The 15,619-nt window shown below is 67.6% G+C and carries 11 protein-coding genes and 1 tRNA gene; 4 read left to right on the top strand and 8 right to left on the bottom strand.

The window, feature by feature from the left end; translation table 11 throughout:
* Window positions 1-9: 9 nt before the first annotated feature.
* From F9C12_RS16230 to F9C12_RS16200, 7 genes are all read right to left on the bottom strand, one after another.
* On the bottom strand, window positions 10-1,380 hold the full coding sequence (locus F9C12_RS16230; protein WP_409466432.1) for an ATP-grasp domain-containing protein: 1,371 nt from the start codon (window positions 1,378-1,380) through the stop codon (window positions 10-12).
* 69 nt (window positions 1,381-1,449) lie between these two features.
* A complete protein-coding gene (locus tag F9C12_RS16225) occupies window positions 1,450-2,184 on the bottom strand; it encodes a beta-ketoacyl-ACP reductase (RefSeq protein WP_409466431.1) in 735 nt (244 codons plus the stop codon).
* Window positions 2,181-3,257, bottom strand: coding sequence for a beta-ketoacyl synthase N-terminal-like domain-containing protein (locus F9C12_RS16220; protein ID WP_409466430.1), 1,077 nt, complete (start codon window positions 3,255-3,257; stop codon window positions 2,181-2,183). Before F9C12_RS16220 ends, F9C12_RS16225 begins: the two co-directional genes overlap by 4 nt.
* Window positions 3,254-4,501 carry a beta-ketoacyl-[acyl-carrier-protein] synthase family protein gene (locus F9C12_RS16215; RefSeq protein WP_409182799.1) on the bottom strand — a complete coding sequence of 416 codons (1,248 nt, stop codon included), beginning with the start codon at window positions 4,499-4,501 and terminating at the stop codon, window positions 3,254-3,256. The genes F9C12_RS16220 and F9C12_RS16215 overlap by 4 nt, the downstream gene beginning before the upstream one ends.
* A gap of 5 nt (window positions 4,502-4,506) precedes the next feature.
* The gene (locus F9C12_RS16210) at window positions 4,507-4,758 is read right to left on the bottom strand and encodes an acyl carrier protein (RefSeq protein WP_409466429.1); all 252 of its coding nucleotides are present in this window, start codon (window positions 4,756-4,758) and stop codon (window positions 4,507-4,509) included.
* Between the two features lie 168 nt (window positions 4,759-4,926).
* A complete protein-coding gene (locus tag F9C12_RS16205; protein WP_409182797.1) occupies window positions 4,927-5,607 on the bottom strand; it encodes a BTAD domain-containing putative transcriptional regulator in 681 nt (226 codons plus the stop codon).
* Window positions 5,608-7,342: 1,735 nt separating this feature from the next.
* Window positions 7,343-7,415: transfer RNA gene (locus F9C12_RS16200), tRNA-Ala, on the bottom strand.
* 917 nt (window positions 7,416-8,332) lie between these two features.
* On the opposite strand from F9C12_RS16200, the gene F9C12_RS16195 reads away from it, so the two are divergent.
* The 3 genes from F9C12_RS16195 (at window position 8,333) to F9C12_RS16185 (ending at window position 13,125) form a co-directional block, all read left to right on the top strand.
* On the top strand, window positions 8,333-9,940 hold the full coding sequence (locus tag F9C12_RS16195; protein WP_409467019.1) for a coagulation factor 5/8 type domain-containing protein: 1,608 nt from the start codon (window positions 8,333-8,335) through the stop codon (window positions 9,938-9,940).
* A 108-nt stretch (window positions 9,941-10,048) separates the two neighbouring features.
* The gene (locus tag F9C12_RS16190) at window positions 10,049-11,701 is read left to right on the top strand and encodes an FAD-dependent oxidoreductase (RefSeq protein ID WP_409466428.1); all 1,653 of its coding nucleotides are present in this window, start codon (window positions 10,049-10,051) and stop codon (window positions 11,699-11,701) included.
* A complete protein-coding gene (locus F9C12_RS16185; protein ID WP_409182795.1) occupies window positions 11,698-13,125 on the top strand; it encodes an ATP-binding protein in 1,428 nt (475 codons plus the stop codon). The genes F9C12_RS16190 and F9C12_RS16185 overlap by 4 nt, the downstream gene beginning before the upstream one ends.
* Before the next feature lie 300 nt (window positions 13,126-13,425).
* Here the strand turns inward: F9C12_RS16185 and F9C12_RS16180 are convergent, their stop codons facing one another.
* A complete protein-coding gene (locus tag F9C12_RS16180) occupies window positions 13,426-14,745 on the bottom strand; it encodes a hypothetical protein (protein ID WP_409466427.1) in 1,320 nt (439 codons plus the stop codon).
* A 222-nt stretch (window positions 14,746-14,967) separates the two neighbouring features.
* Between F9C12_RS16180 and F9C12_RS16175 the strand changes: the two genes are divergently transcribed.
* Complete coding sequence (locus F9C12_RS16175; RefSeq protein WP_409466426.1) at window positions 14,968-15,591, top strand: pentapeptide repeat-containing protein; 624 nt, start codon at window positions 14,968-14,970, stop codon at window positions 15,589-15,591.
* Window positions 15,592-15,619: the final 28 nt, after the last annotated feature.

Raw genomic sequence — 15,619 nt, 5'->3', positions numbered from 1 at the left:
AACGGGGGCTCAGGCCTGCTGCAGGACGGCCAGCGCGCGTTCGACCCGCGCGTCGATCCGGTCGACCTCGGCGGCCGAATCCCCGATGAGCACGCCGTAGAGGCGGCCGGCGAACGGGGCGCCGTCCGCGGTCTGCGCGCCGGCGTTGACGGTGGCGAAGTTGTTCACCAGCAGGCCGCTGCCCGTGCCGTCGAAGAGCAGATCGCCGAGCGCGTCGCGGACCCGGTCGAAGCCCACGCTGGCGCCGAGCCGCAGCGAGTAGTGCCGGGCCATCGCGGTCTCTCCCGCGGTGACGAAGCGTTCCTGGATCGGCACCTGATAGGTGGACATGTTGTTGCGGGCGTTGATTTCCAGCACCGGGAAGACACCGCCGTCCGGTTCGACGATCGCGTCCACCCCGACGACGCCGTAGTAGCCGTCGGCGGCGAGCTGCCCGCCGAGCGCCTGTGCCGCGGACCGGATGGTCTCGAGCTGCGCTTCGTCCAGCCGAGGCGGAATCCGGTGTCCTTTGTGGACGCCGTTTTCGGTGATCAGCTCCTTGACGAAGTCGAAGCGCACCGAACCGTCGCGGCTCACGGTGAACTGGTAGTTGAGGTCGGCGCGCTTGTCGACCCACTCCTCGAGGACGAACGCGATCCGGTCGCGGCCCTTCCGGCGGGCGGTCGCGGAGATCATCCGGCGCAACCGGTCGAGCCTGCGCTCGTCGGAGACCACCGAGATCCCCTTGCCGGACACCCCGAACGCCTCCTTGACGACGACGCGACGCCCGGCAGCGAGCACCTCGGCGGCCGCGGCGACGGCCTCGTCGAGCAGCTCGAGCGTGTCGCACGCCCAGCCGTTCGGCTGGCGCAACCCGAGCTTGGCCGCGATGCGGCGGCTGTAGATCTTGCTGTTCACCGCCTTGCACCGGGCCGCATCCGGCGCGGCCAGCGGCAATCCCGTCGCGGCAGCCAGTTCTTCCTCCACCGCGGAGACACCGTGGGCGAGCAGATGCGCGTCGTCGGCGCGCAGCGCGGACAGCGCGGCGATCAGCCACGGATCGTGGAGAGCGTCCTGGCTGACCGTGCGCGCCGGATCCGGGTCGGCGATCACGTGGATCTGCGGCAGGTCGAGGCCGAGCCCTTCCAGATAGCCGCGGTAACCGGGATCCGGCGCGTGCTTGAGCACCACGTGATCCCGCTTTCCGCCCAGCAGCAAGGCGAACTCGTCCATGCTGTTGACGACCGCCGTGCCGCCCGGGGCGGACACCCGGGGCAGTCCCTGCTCGTCGACCGCCCACTGCTCCTCGACCTCGAAGTTGCCGACGAACACCAGCGGCCGGTCGGCCGTGCCTAAAACCGCGGTCTTGAGCCGCGGGATGAAACCGTTCTCGGCGCTCATGACGTCCTTTCGCCAGCGCACGGACAGGACGCGGCACGCGCTGCCTGCGCTGCCGCGGGGAACGTTCGGCTAGACGACGAAGCCGCCGTCCACCTCGAAGACGCTGCCGGTGATGTAGGAGGCGCGTTCGGAAACCAGGAACGACACCAGGTCCGCCACCTCTTCGGGCCGGCCGAAGCGCCGCAGCGGGACGGCGCGCAGCATCTTCTCGCGGGTCGCTTCGCTCAGCTTGCCGAGCATGTCGGTCTCGATCAGGCCCGGCGCGACGGAGTTGACCCGCACCCCGTACCGGCCGACTTCCTTGGCCAGCGCCTTGGTGAAACCGAGCACGCCGCTCTTGGCCGCGGAGTAGTTGGTCTGCGTCGGATTGCCGTGCACGCCGGACACCGAGGAAAGCGTCACGACGCTTCCGGAACGGCGTTTGAGCATCCGGAACACGGCGGGACGGCACGCGTGGAAAACGCCGTCCAGGTTCGTGCGCAGCACACTCGACCAGTCCGGTTCGGACATCAGCGCGAGCGAACCGTCCCGGGTGATCCCGGCCGAGGTGACCAGCGCGTCCGGCGCCCCGAACTCGTCGGCCGTGCGCTCCACCCACGCCGTGACCGCCTCGCCGTCGGCCACGTCGACCTGGGCGGCCTCGACCCGGACGCCCAGGTCGAGCACCTCCTTGACCAGGACGTCCGCCGCGGTTTGGTTGCTGTGGTAGCAAAAGGCGACGTCGAAGCCGTCCTGTGCCAGGCGGAGCACGACCGCCCGGCCGATCCCGCGGGAGCCGCCGGTGACGAGCGCGGTTCTGCTCATCGCGCACCGCCGAGCTGCAGCAACGCGCAGGCCACCGAACCGTCGTCGTCGCAAGCGGTGACGACGATGTGGTCCTGCTCGTCGAGGTCCGCTCCGTCGGCGATGCTGAGCACGGAGGCCAGCCCGAACAGCGCGGTCGCCGCCGACGTGTCACCGATGAGGTCCACCGGCGGCACGCGGTCCGTCACCTCGTCGCCGAACAACTGCCGCAGCGTCGCGTCCTCGGGACGGTCCGAGCCGACGGGGAAGCCACTGCCGACCGCCGCCCACACTCGTTCCTTGGCCACGCCAGACCGGTTCAGCAGCGAGGACACGGTGGCGTGCAAAGTTCCGGCGAGGTCGCCGTCGAGGCAGATCCGCGAGTCGATGCCGCTGAGCGTCGCCAGCACGCTGCGCGGATCCGCCGAGTCCGCCGGTTCGAGCAGGAACATCGCACAGCCTTCGCCGAGCGTCGCCGCCCCGCCGCGCCGGTGGTGTTCCAGCCAAGACCGCGCCGCGGAATGCTCCTCGGCCGCACCGCACAGCACCTGAGCCGCGCGTTCGGTCATCAGCAGCCGGCGGGCGTAGTTCAACGCCTGCAACCCAGTGGTGCGCCCGGCCGCGATCGTCGCGTTAGGACCCCTGAGGCGGTGCCAGATCGCGGCCTGCCCGGCCGCGCAGTTCATCACGGTGCCGGGAACCGCCGCGGGTTCGACGTGATCCGGCTGTTCGCCGGTGATCGACGCGCGGGTCAGGTCCATCATGCTCTGCGCGCTGCCGGTCGTGGTGCCGAGCACGAACCCGATGTGCTCGCGGTCGCCGTCCGGAGCCAGTTCCATGTCGGCGAGCAGCTGCTGCGCGGCCGCCACGGTGAGCCCGCTGACCCGGTTCATCGCCCGGGTCTTCTTGCGGCCGAACATCTCGCGCACGTCGAAGCCGGGCACGATCGCCGCCGGATCGCCTTGCGCGCCGGGGTCGAGGGCGGGCTCGCGCCGGGAGCGGACGCCGTCAGCGAACGCTTCCCGGCCGTAGCCGAAGGGGGAGATGGCGGTCCAGGCCGAGATGACCGGACGGCGCCGGGCAGGTGCGGTCACCGCAAGGCCTCCTCTCGGGGTTGCCGTTCGTACCGGCCGAGCAGGACCACGGCGTTGTTGCCGCCGAAGGCCCAGCCGTTGTTCTGCACGATGTCGAGGTCGGCGTCGACGGATTCGTTGGGGACGCAGTCGATCGGGCAGTCCGGGTCGGTGTCGCGGTGGTTGATGGTGGGCGGGATGAACTGCTCGGTGAGCGCGATCGAACAGCCGATCGCGGCCAGCGCGCTCGCCGCGCCCATGGAGTGCCCGAGCATGGATTTCATCGACACGGTGCGCGGCGGCTTCGGCCCGAAAAGGTCGCGGATCGCCGCGGACTCGGTCATGTCGTTGGCTTTCGTCCCGGTGCCGTGCGCGGAGATCAGGTCGATCTCGGCGGGTTTGACCCCGGCGTCGGCCAGTGCCAGTTCCATGCAGCGGGCGATCCCGGCCTGATGCGGAGCCACCGGATGATGCGCGTCGCAGGACATGCCGTAGCCCAGCACTTCCGCGTAGATCCGGGCGCCGCGGGCGAGCGCGGAGTCGAGGCTTTCCAGCAGAAGAATTCCCGCCCCCTCGCCGGTGAGGATGCCCATCCGGTTGCGGTCGAACGGACGGCAGCAGTCCGGGGCGATGCTGCGCAACCGGTAGAACGAGGTGAACGTCTTGCGGCACAGCGCGTCCGCGCCGCCGCAGAGGGCGAACTCGGCGTCCCCGCACCGGATCGCGTCGAGCGAGTTGCCGATGGCGTAGTTGCCCGCCGAACACGCCGTCGCGATGGTCCCGGTCTCGACGTCGGCCAGTTCCAGCTCGCGCGCGATCGACGTGGCCAGCCGTCCCGCGGAGATGCGGCGCACCAGCTTCGGGTCGAGACCGGCCAGCCCTGCGGAGAGTTCCTGCCGCACCAGCCCGTCGAGTTCGTGCGCCTCGCCGTCGGTGCTGCCCACCGAGACGAGCGTGCGCGCGGCACGCAGGGTTTCCAGCGGCAACCCGGAATCCTCGACCGCGAGCCGCGCGGCCGCGGTGGAGAACCGGCTCGCCCGGCCGAGGTCGCCAGGGTCGAGCGTGCGGATCCACCGCGCCGGCTCGAAGTCGGCGACCTCGCAGCCGTTGTCGTGAGCGAACCCGGCGGTGTCGAACACCGAGATCGGCCGGACGTTGCTGCGCCCGGCGCGCAGTGCGGCGGTGAACTCCCGGACCCCGATGCCGATGCTCGACACGACACCGCATCCGGTGATGACCACCCGGCGCCCGATACTCGTCGACATGGTCTCTACCAGCTCGCGGATTCCGAGACGACCTCGTACACCGCGCGCAGGTTGGTCATCCGGGCGAACTGGCCTTGGTCGATGGTGACGCCGAACTTCTTCTCCAGCGCGGCCAGCACGTCCATCAGCGACAGCGAATCCGCCTCGTGGTCGTCGGCGAAATCGCTGGTTTCGGTGAGCTCCGCGTTGTCGAGCTCGAGGTGCGTGCAGACGATCTCGCGGATCTGCTGCATCCGTTCGGAGACGGCTGTCGTCATGGGGCACTTCCGATCGTCAGGGACCTTTTCCGGTGATCGGCCCGAAAACTAGCGACGACCGGTGACGCGCTTCTGACAGCGCCCTGACGCGAAGGCCCCGTCGGCGCGGTGTCAGCAGGCGGTCATCGAGGGCTGCCATGCTGACGCCGTGGAAGCCAAAACGACGGTTCAGTCGAGAACCTGGTCCTGCATCAGGATGGACTGGTACAACCGGCGCAGCCCCGGCCCGGGCTCCAGCCCGAGTTCGGCGCTCAGCCACTTCCGGGTGCTGTGGAAAACGGACACCGCCTCGCCCTGCCTGCCGTCGCGGTAAAGCGAGATCATCAGGTACTCGCTGAGCCGCTCCCGAGCCGGGTTCTCCGCGACGAGCTGCTTCAGGTCGTGCGAAAGCCCGTGGTGTTCCCCGACTTGCAGACGCGCGGAGATCAGGTCCTCCTGCACGGTGAGCCGATGCTCGTTGAGCTGCTCGGCCGCCATCCGGCAGCGAGTGCAGTCGGCCACGTCGAGTAACGCCGGCCCGCGCCAGAGCCGCAACGCTTGCTCGAAGACCGTGATCGCCCCACGCGGATCCGGCCCGAGCAGCGCGGCGCCACGCTGAGCCAACGCAGAAAACCGATGCGCGTCAACGGCCTCGGCGGGCACGGTCATCAGGTAACCGCTGCTGACCGTGCGAACCACCTCGCGCTCGCCGGTCACGTTGAACACGAGCTTCCGCAACCGGGCGATATTGGCCTGCAAAGCGTTGCGCACGTTCGCGACCGGTTTGTCCGCCCACAGCTCGTCCGCGAGAGTGTCCAGGGACAACGGAACCCCCGGCGACAAGGCCAGCAACGCGAGCACAGTCCGCACCTTCCGCGACGCGACTCCATGCCCGCGGCCGGCTTGCCTGAGCGTCACCGATCCCAATAGCTCAATTTCCATATCTACCCCTGAGGAAAAATAGCCCGTCTCAAGTGACCCCACGCACCGAGCTGTCGGCCGAGCCGAGCATGTCAGACGTTGAAAAGTCGGTCTACCTCCGATTGGGGTAATGAGTTGGCGTCATGCGCGACAGTTTCCCGCTAGCAATAGGAAGGCCGTTCCCCATTTCTGGCCCCCGACCTCCCGATGGTGGTGCTGGCACCAGTCAGGACAGTGGTGGTACCTCCACCAGCGCCCCGTTCACCGGCGAATACCTTGTCGTACTCGCCGGTACGGTGTTGAATCAATTATCGCGGCCGGGGCGGAGCCGCATTTTTCGGCATGGGGTGAGTTCTATTTGCAGTTCCGGGCATTATTTTTGCCCGTTGTCGCGGAGTCGGCGAATGGTTATTTATTAGCGGGCTGGCGACGCAGGGTGTTTCCGTTGTTCCCCAGAGTCGCCCGCGACATTCGACACCGCGGCTCGCCCTCTCGGCTGCTGGGACGGAATGCCGCAATTGCGCCAGTGTGCAATCCGCCGCTCCTGGGTCGGCCGGGTGGTAACAGGGGAATTTTGCGAACTTCCGTACTTTCGCCAGGGCAGCCCTCGTCGCGCCGCGTCTGACTCCCGCCCACGGCCTCCTCTCTGAAGCACACCCGATCCGCCCCGTCTCGGCCCTGTGCTTAGGTGTCGGCCGCCAACCGCTGCTTCGACCTTCTCGCTTCCTCATGCCGCTCTGCCGGTCCCGGCACCCAGACGACCAAGACCGAAGGTTTTCGAGACAGCTCAACGCAGCGATCATCCTTACCTCGCCCCGCCGCGTAACCCTCCAGCGCCACCCGCCGAAGGCGACCCCCCAGGCTGGATCCCCGCGTGAATCACCGTCTCGCCACTACTCCCACACTGGGCGACTGCGCCTCCGTCCCGTCGACAAACAGCATCGCCCCGTGCAAGACATCTCGGCCAGCCCAGGTAGTCGCGCTCTGTCTTTCCCGCCCAGCCAACGATGTCCGGCACCATGCCACGACCCGGACAGTTCCCCGCATTGGATGCCAAGCGGCGCAAATCAACAAACCCGGGAACACGTTCCCCACCGAAGCCCTCCCTCGACGGCCAACGGCTGGCGCCTCCGAACCCGGGCCAACGGACTGCCCCACGCCCAACACTTAGCCCGAGGCATCCCGCCACGCTGCGCGCTCTGCACTCCCGCCGATCCGACACCGCCACCGCGACAGCCGGTTGCCCCTATTCGCCGAGTCCACAACCAGTTCGCCTCCGGACGCGGCCCTATCGCGTGTCCTAGCCGTCGTGAGCTCGAGCCGCCACCGCGACAAGCAACAGCCGTCAAGCGGCAAACCCACCCCGCGGATTTGCTTGGCTAGAGCGACATACCCACGCGCCCCCGCCGAATACTTCGAACCGACGCAGTCGCGCGAACTCACCGCGCTGGACACTGACGCGCCGCCAAGCCAGCAACCGGCCAAGCCACCCGAGCGCGACAACATCCCGCCAGTTGCCACCGCCGCCCGCGAACCATGCCGACTCGTCCGCCGGGCTTTCAAGGCAGGCTGCGGACCCCCAACATCCACCCCAGGCGACCTAGACCGGTCACCTCAGCTAAGGACGCGAATGCAAAAACCCTCCGGCCAACCTGATGTGGCCGAAGGGTTCATATGCAACTTGTGGAGCTAAGGGGACTCGAACCCCTGACCCCCTCACTGCCAGTGAGGTGCGCTACCAGCTGCGCCATAGCCCCGAAGCAGAGGTGAACTCCGCATCTCGTATGGACATACAGTACACCCCGCCTTTCAGCCTCGCGGCAGGGGGTCGGTTATGCGCCGCAGGCGCGCTCGAAGGCGGCGTCAAGCTGGCCAGACGCCTAGTGAAGTGACCGGCTCCGAGCGTATTAGTGCAGGTCGACTGCCCTTCCTGACTTTTCTTCAGGTTTGCGTTGAGTCCGGGTGTGTCCGCGGTTACATTCCTCCGCAGTCGCGACGTCGAGCCACCCCCTGCCACGCAGCGGACCGCAACCCCCGGCCGGGTCGCCTGATGGTCCGGTCTCGGCGAGGAGGTGCGATGAGTCCCGAATCACGGAGAGTGGCTGCCCTAGCCCTGCCGCCTCTGATCTCGGCCAGCCGCCTCCCCACGTGCAGCAGCAGAGTGCTGCTCCGTCAGTCCTTCGAGACGAACACCCCAGCACGGCCCAGCCAAGCCCCGGCGGTGAACGCCCAGCGAGGCGCCGCACTTCCGCTAGCTACGCCCGGCTCGCTGGCCCACCCGTACACCGCCGCCGGAACAAACGCGCACGATTGGCACTTTCACCTCACCCATGAGGGCGATACAGAGAGGACCACCAGGTCCTTCCGGCTTCCGCTACCGAACGACCGGAACGCCTCGAAGGTCCCCTGCGACACAGTCCCGCCGCGCCAGCCGTCCAGCCAGCCCAACCCGCAATGGCCAGCGCATCCGACTGCTGCGGTTGTCGATCTTGACCCCGGCCGAGACCATGAACCGTGCCCGGCTGGACTGACTGCGGACCGCGAGAAGCCGCAGCGGCACGGCCGTCATGGCCCGGCCGACCGGTCGTTCACACTGACCTCCGTGGGTGGCACTACTTCTCCGCCGCCGGGACAAGTGGACCTGGGGCCGAACGTCGTCGTATTCGATCCGTCGATGCCGAGCGCGAGCATCCAGCGCACGCTGGACACGATCTTCGCGGAGCAGGAGAAGAACCAGTTCGGCAGTCAGCGCTACGCGGTCCTGTTCAAGCCGGGCACGTACTCCAACGACGTCAACGTCGGCTTCTACACCCAAATCCTCGGATTGGGCAGCACCCCTGACGCCGTGACAATCAACGGCGCCGTCCACGTAGAGGCGGACTGGTTCCCCCCGAACAACGCGACCCAGAACTTCTGGCGCGGCGCGGAAAACCTGTCAGTGAACCCCGTCGGGGGCGCGGATCAGTGGGCGGTTTCGCAGGCGAGCCCATACCGGCGCATGCACGTCCGCGGCGACCTGCGCCTCGATCACGGCGGTGGCTGGTCTAGCGGCGGCTGGATCTCGGACACGAAGATCGACGGGCAGGTTCGTTCCGGCTCGCAACAGCAATGGATCTCGCGGGATTCGCGATTCGGCGGCTGGACCGGGTCCACCTGGAACATGGTGTTCGTCGGGGTAGACGGCGCTCCCGCGGGCACCTTCCCGGATCCGCCGTACACGACGATCGACCACACCCCGGTCGTCCGCGAGAAGCCGTGCCTCCAGGTCGACGAGTCCGGGCACTACCGAGTGTTCGTGCCCGCACTGCGACACAACACCTCCGGGGTCACCTGGGAACACGACAGCGCGCCCGGTACTTCGTTGCCGATCGACCAGTTCTGCATCGCGAAGCCCGGCACCACCGCAGCCGAGATGAACGCGGCGCTGACGGCGGGAAAGAACCTGCTGATCACCCCCGGCGTGTATCACCTTGATCAGCCGCTCCGCGTCACCCGCGCGGACACCGTTGTCCTCGGCCTCGGCATCGCGACCCTGGTGCCGGACGGCGGGATCACCGCGGTGGTTGTCGAAGACGTGGACGGGGTGAAGATCGCCGGCCTGCTGATCGACGCCGGGACGACCTCGTCGGCGGTGCTCATGCAGGTCGGGGATCCGGGATCGGACACGGACCATTCGGCCAACCCGACCTCGCTGCACGACGTGTTCTTCCGTATCGGAGGCGCCGCCGCCGGCAAAGCGCGCACCAGCCTCGTCATCAACAGCAACGACGTGCTCGGCGACCACCTGTGGCTTTGGCGGGCCGACCACGGAGCCGAGGACAGTGATGTCGGCTGGAGCTCCAACACCGCCGACACCGGTCTCGTGGTGAACGGCAAGAACGTGACCGTCTACGGGTTGTTCGTCGAGCACTTCCAGAAGACGCAGGTGACCTGGAACGGAAACGGCGGCCGCACCTACTTCTTCCAGAACGAGATGCCCTATGACGTTCCCGACCAGGCGGCCTGGATGAACGGCGAGAGCGCGGGCTACGCCGCCTACCAGGTCGCCCCGGACGTGACCAGCCACGAAGCCTGGGGCTTGGGAAGCTACTGCTTCTTCAACGCGAACCCGTCGGTGGCCTGCTCGCACGCCTTCGCCGCCCCAACCGCCCCCGATGTGCGGTTCCACGACCTGGTGACGGTTTCGCTCAACCACCAGGGATCGATCACGCACGTGATCAACGAGAGCGGCGCGACCACCCCGGCGGGAACGAAACCGGTGAACTTGGTGCGCTATCCGTAGCCGCCACCTGGACAACCGGTGCCCGCCGCGGTGGCGGCCGCGACGGGCACCGGTCCCTGGTTCCGTTGCTTGCCACGGCAGCGGACGGGACACCGTAGGCTGTGCCGTGTGAGCCAGCCGATCCTGATGACCGTCGACGACGACCCCGCCGTTTCGCGGTCGGTGGCGCGCGACCTGCGTCGCCGCTACGGCAAGGACTACCGCGTCATCCGTGCCGACTCGGGGGCCGACGCCCTCGACGCGCTCCGCGAGATCAAGCTGCGCGGCGACGCCGTCGCGGCGATCCTCGCCGACTACCGCATGCCGCACATGGACGGCATCGTCTTCCTGGAGAAGGCGATGGACCTCTTCCCCAACGCCCGTCGCGCGCTGCTGACGGCCTACGCCGACACCGACGCCGCGATCCAGGCGATCAACGTGGTCGACGTCGACCACTATCTGCTCAAGCCCTGGGACCCGCCCGAGGAGAAGCTGTACCCGGTCATCGACTCCCTCGTCGAGACCTGGCTCGCGGTCGGCGACCGTCCGGTGGAAGAGACGAAGCTGATCGGGCACCGGTACTCGGCTCCGTCGTTCCGGATGCGCGACTTCCTCGCTCGCAACGCCGTCCCGTACCGCTGGTACTCGGTCGACGACGAGGAAGCCGGCCGCATCCTCCAGGCCGCCGGCGCGTGCGAGACCGACATCCCGGTCGTCGTGACGCCGGACGGCACGGTGCTGAAACAGCCATCGGGCAGCGAGATCGCCGATGCGGTGGGCCTTTCGACGCAGCCCGCGCAGGACTTCTACGACCTGGTGGTGATCGGCGGCGGCCCGGCCGGACTCGGTGCCGCGGTGTACGGCGCTTCCGAGGGGTTGCGGACCGTGCTGGTCGAGCGCAAGGCCACTGGCGGCCAGGCCGGAACCAGCTCCCGGATCGAGAACTACCTGGGCTTCCCGGACGGAGTGTCCGGCGCGCAGCTCACGGACCGGGCCCGTCGCCAGGCGCAGAAGTTTGGCGCCGAGGTGCTCACGGCGCGCGACGTCGTGGGGCTGGAAGCGCGCGGGTCGAGCCGCGTCGTGATCTTCGGCGACGGATCCGAGATTGCGGCGCACTCCGTGATCCTTTCCAGCGGCGTCAATTACCGCGCGCTGGAGGCCGAGGGAATCGCCGAGCTGACCGGACGGGGCGTCTTCTACGGCTCCGCCGCGACGGAAGCACCTGAGTGCTCGAACGACCACGTGTACATCGTCGGCGGCGCGAACTCCGCGGGGCAGGCAGCGGTGTTCTTCGCGCAGCACGCCACCGACGTCACGCTGCTGGTGCGCGGCGCGTCGCTGGAATCGTCGATGTCGCACTACCTCATCGAGCAGATCGCTGCCATCGAGAACATCCACGTCCGCACGCACACCACGGTGGTCAAAGCTCACGGGGACGATCACCTCGAAGCCATCACGGTCTGCAAAGACGGCGTGACCGAGAAACTGGACACGGAACACCTCTTCATCTTCATCGGAGCCGCTCCTCGCACGGAGTGGCTGGGGGAAAGCGTTCTGCGGGACGCGCACGGATTCGTCCGGACCGGCCCAGACCTCGTGGAAGACGGACGCAGGCCGCCGGGCTGGACCCTGGACCGCGATCCGCATTACCTGGAGTCGTCAGTGCCCGGCGTGTTCGTGGCCGGAGACGTGCGCTCGCAGTCGGTGAAACGCGTGGCGTCCGCCGTCGGCGAAGGTGCCATGGCCGTGACCCTGGTCCACCGCTACTTGGAGGAACAGTGACTCAGCCCGCTTTGCCGCGCGAGGAACTCCGCGGCCTGTTCTTGTTTGAACATCTCTCCGACGCGCAGCTCGACTGGATCGAGCAGAACGCGGTGCGAGAGGAGTTCAAAGCGGACTCCGTGGTGATCCGCGAGGGCGACCCGGCCACGTGCTTCTACGTCCTGCTCAACGGCGCGCTGCGGATGACCCGCGTGGTGGCCGGTGCCGAGGTCGAGATGAAGCGGTCCGACCAGCGCGGTTCCTATTGCGGCGCAACGCAGTTCCTGGCTTACCAGGACAGCGAAGCCACCTACGGTGCGACGATCTACGCCGTCAGCGACCTGACTTTCCTCACGCTTCCCGCCGCGGAATTCGCCGTCGAATTCCGCCAGTGGTTCCCGATGGCGGCGCACCTGCTGGAGGGGATGTATCTCGGCTGGCGCAACACCGACGCGCTGGTGTCGTCGCGTCGTAGGCTCGTCGCGCTCGGCGAGCTGTCCGCGGGGCTCATGCACGAACTCAACAACCCGGCCGCGGCCGCGGTACGGGCGACTGCCGCATTGCGGGAGCGAGTCGCCGGCATGCGGCACAAGCTGGCGATCCTGGCGAAGAAAGACATTGACCCGAACCTGCTCGAATTGCTGCTCGACGTGCAGGAACGCTTGGTGAAGCAGGTCGGCGACGCGCCGAAGCTCTCCGCGATGCAGCAGGCCGACCGCGAGGACGAGATCGGCGACTGGTTCGACGAACACGGCATCGACCAGGGCTGGGACCTCGCCAGCATCTTCGTCGCGGCTGGGCTCACGCCGGAGAATCTCGACCACGTCCTCGAGTCGGTGGGCGAAGGACTGCTCGACGGTGCGATCCGCTGGCTCGCGTACGCGCTCGAAACCGAAATGCTGATGGGCGAGATCGAAGACTCGACCAGCCGGGTTTCCACGCTCGTCGGCGCGGCGAAGCAGTACTCGCAAATGGACCGAGCGCCGCACCAGTTCATCGATGTCCATGAAGGACTCGACTCCACGCTCGTGATGATGTCGGGCAAGCTCGGCGAGGGAATCCGCGTGGTCAAGGAGTACGACTGCTCGATCGACCGGGTTCCCGCCTACGCCGCCGAGCTGAACCAGGTGTGGACCAACATCATCGACAACGCCGTCGGCGCCATGGGCGGCCAGGGAACGCTGACCCTGCGCACCTGGCAGGTCGGAAAACAGGTGCGCGTCGAGATCGGCGACACCGGTCCGGGGATCCCGGAAGAGGTTCGCCAGCGCATCTTCGAGCCGTTTTTCACCACGAAGGGCGTGGGCGAAGGCACCGGTCTCGGGCTGGACATCTCGTGGCGGATCGTCGTGGAACGGCATTCGGGCGACATCAAAGTGACGTCGGAACCGGGGGACACCCGGTTCGAGGTCTGCCTCCCGGTGGAGGAGCAAGCGTCGCTCTGAACGCGCGGTTGTCTGCGAAGTCCCAGCGCGGTACCGGGATCTTCGGGTTCTTCGGAGTAGTGCTGCGGTGGTTGTCATCGGTGGCATCCCCTCGGAGCGAACTGACGGCTCGATTCCGAGGTTAGCCGACCGCACCGACAGGATTTCGGGCTGTTTTCGCGTTTCCCTTGTGCGCCAACGGTTTTCGATCTATCCCCGATCGAGTGATGATTCCGAACGGATGTTCGAGCACTCTGGAATACGGCAGCGTCGCGTCCGTTGCTCGGGTCCAGAGGGGGCCCGGTGGGCGCCGCCGCCGGTTCAGGGGAGGGACCGTGATCCGAATCCGGGAAGTGTCAGTGTCATTGCCGCAGTGGTCAGCCAGGTCAGCAGGTCCGGCAACGGAATCCGGGCAAGTCGGCCAGGCCATTCGTCGGCTGCGATCGTCAGCGCGAGCTTGCCTTCGTCCGGCCGGATTCCGGTCAGGCGCAACCCTTTCGGCAGATCCGGGAGAGGAAGCACGATCGGCCGGATCCGCTTCGGCGGACGCCTCGCCCACCGTCCGAGGCGGAGCGCGGTCGGGGTCAGCACTATCGCTTCGTCTTCGATGTCTGCGACGAGTGTCAGGAAACCCCAGCGCGGACGCTTCCGCCAGCGCACCCGAAAGCCTTCCGCATGCGGCGTCGCGACCAGGTCCGGACGTGCCGCGGCAACCCGATCCCGCACCACGGTCCCGCTCACTTCTATCTCCAGCTCGACAGATCCGGGAATCACCGCTGGCGAAGGCAATCCGCGAAGCCGTACGTCCTTGGCGAGCACGGTTACGCGCCGCAGCGGAATACGGCCGACATCTGGCTGTGCAGGCGATCCGTCAGCTGGCCGAGTTGCCGGATCGGCTTCGCGACTGGTGGACGCCCGTCCGGAGCCACGTCGAGAAGTCGGTTGTTCAGATCCGTACGTTCCCGCGTGTGCTGCGTCAGGCCCCGAAATGGATTTCCCTGCTGCCGCACCTGGTGTGGCTTCCGCGATTCGGCGATCACGTTGCGCCTGACCAGAATCCGACGATGCCCTGTTCTCTTGTGGACCGGGCAGGCGTACGTCAGTTCGGTCGTCGGCGAACCGTGCGGTGCGACCAGGCGCAAGACCAACCGCGTCCGGCAGGCCGTCCGTCTCGCTCGTTTCGTCGGCGGGAGGCCGAGTGCCCGTCGCGGCAGGCGTGCCGAATGCGTCCGCGGTGGTCGGGTCCTTCGTTTCGCCATGCGCGTGCGACGCTGCTGCGGCCGCTCCAGTTCGAGATGAGCGGGCAGTGCCGGCCATGCGGCCAGCGCCGTGCTGAACGGGGGCCGCCGAACTGACCGGAACGGGCCAGTCGACATCTTCGGCGACAATGCGGACGTCTCCCACCCGGCCGGTGGCCAGACGTAGCGAGTCCGCCGGGTAGTCGAGTTCGGTGAGGGTGAGGCCGACCTCGTGGCCTTGCACCGTGGTCGTGAGGCGACGGCCCACCAATTGCTCGGTGACGGTTCGGACGAGCGCGGCAGGGGTCGCGGGCACTGCGGGCAGCAGCGCCCGGCCCGCTGCGGCCAGGCCCGACAGTTCGGGCCAGGGCACCCAGGCATCGAACCATCGGCCTTCGCTCATCAAGCCATCGTATGGCTGTCCTGAAGAGACCGCTGCTCGCTGTGGGATGAGCCGCGTAACGGAGGGAAAGAGGTCGACCACGCAAGCCAGCCGAGCACAGGCAGCACGGCAGGTGCCGCGATCCCGGTGATTCTGGCCACCACCGGCCGGAATCGTGCGGCGACGATACGTATGCCGCCGCGCCCGTACCCGGCTGACACGGCAGCGAACTAGGCTTGGCGAATGTCTGAACACGACCAAGAGCCAGCTGGCGTCGAGACGGTCGAGGACCGCGTCTACCGGCGGGAAGACTGGTACGCGGAGGAGTTCACCGCTGGTCGGTTCGTGCGTTGTGAGTTCCACCAGGTCGACCTCACCGAGGCGGTCACGCGCGGTGTGGCCTTCTTGGACTGCGTGTTCGGAAATGTCCAGTTCAACGCCTCCCGGCACACTGACTCCGCGTTCACAGGTTGCTCATTCAAAGGGTGCAATCTGTTCGATGCCGAGTTCACCGGATGCAAGCTGGTCGGCAGCCGATTCCAGGACTGCGGCTTGCGGCCGTTGCGCGTGATGGGCGGAGACTGGTCCTTCGTCGGTCTGAACGGTGCCGACCTGCGTGGAGTCACGTTCCAAGGCGTCCGGATGCGGGAAGCGGACCTCGCCAAAGCGAAGTGCTCGGGAGCAGTGTTCACCGACGTGGACTTGTCGAGTGCGGAGCTGCAGGACATCGACCTCACCCGCGCCGAGCTGCGGGGAAGCGACCTGTCGTCCCTTGACCTGACCCGTGCGTCGCTGACCGGCGCGATCGTGTCCCCGGAACAGGCGGCGGTGCTCGTCACGTCGCTTGGGCTGCAGGTGCGCGGGTAGTCTCGCGTCTGAAGGGCTGAGCTGTCGG

The sequence above is a fragment of the Amycolatopsis sp. GA6-003 genome, assembly GCF_046267895.1.
Taxonomy (GTDB): Bacteria; Actinomycetota; Actinomycetes; order Mycobacteriales; family Pseudonocardiaceae; genus Amycolatopsis.
This window is presented reverse-complemented; position numbering and strand designations above follow the sequence as displayed.

Excerpts from the sequence above, each read along its gene's own strand:
- F9C12_RS16230 (WP_409466432.1), bottom strand. The coding sequence starts at position 1,380 with ATGAGCGCCGAGAACGGTTTCATCCCGCGGCTCAAGACCGCGGTTTTA.
- F9C12_RS16225 (WP_409466431.1), bottom strand. The coding sequence starts at position 2,184 with ATGAGCAGAACCGCGCTCGTCACCGGCGGCTCCCGCGGGATCGGCCGG.
- F9C12_RS16215 (WP_409182799.1), bottom strand. The coding sequence starts at position 4,501 with ATGTCGACGAGTATCGGGCGCCGGGTGGTCATCACCGGATGCGGTGTC.
- F9C12_RS16210 (WP_409466429.1), bottom strand. The coding sequence starts at position 4,758 with ATGACGACAGCCGTCTCCGAACGGATGCAGCAGATCCGCGAGATCGTC.
- F9C12_RS16195 (WP_409467019.1), top strand. The coding sequence starts at position 8,333 with ATGCCGAGCGCGAGCATCCAGCGCACGCTGGACACGATCTTCGCGGAG.
- F9C12_RS16180 (WP_409466427.1), bottom strand. The coding sequence starts at position 14,745 with ATGAGCGAAGGCCGATGGTTCGATGCCTGGGTGCCCTGGCCCGAACTG.
- F9C12_RS16175 (WP_409466426.1), top strand. The coding sequence starts at position 14,968 with ATGTCTGAACACGACCAAGAGCCAGCTGGCGTCGAGACGGTCGAGGAC.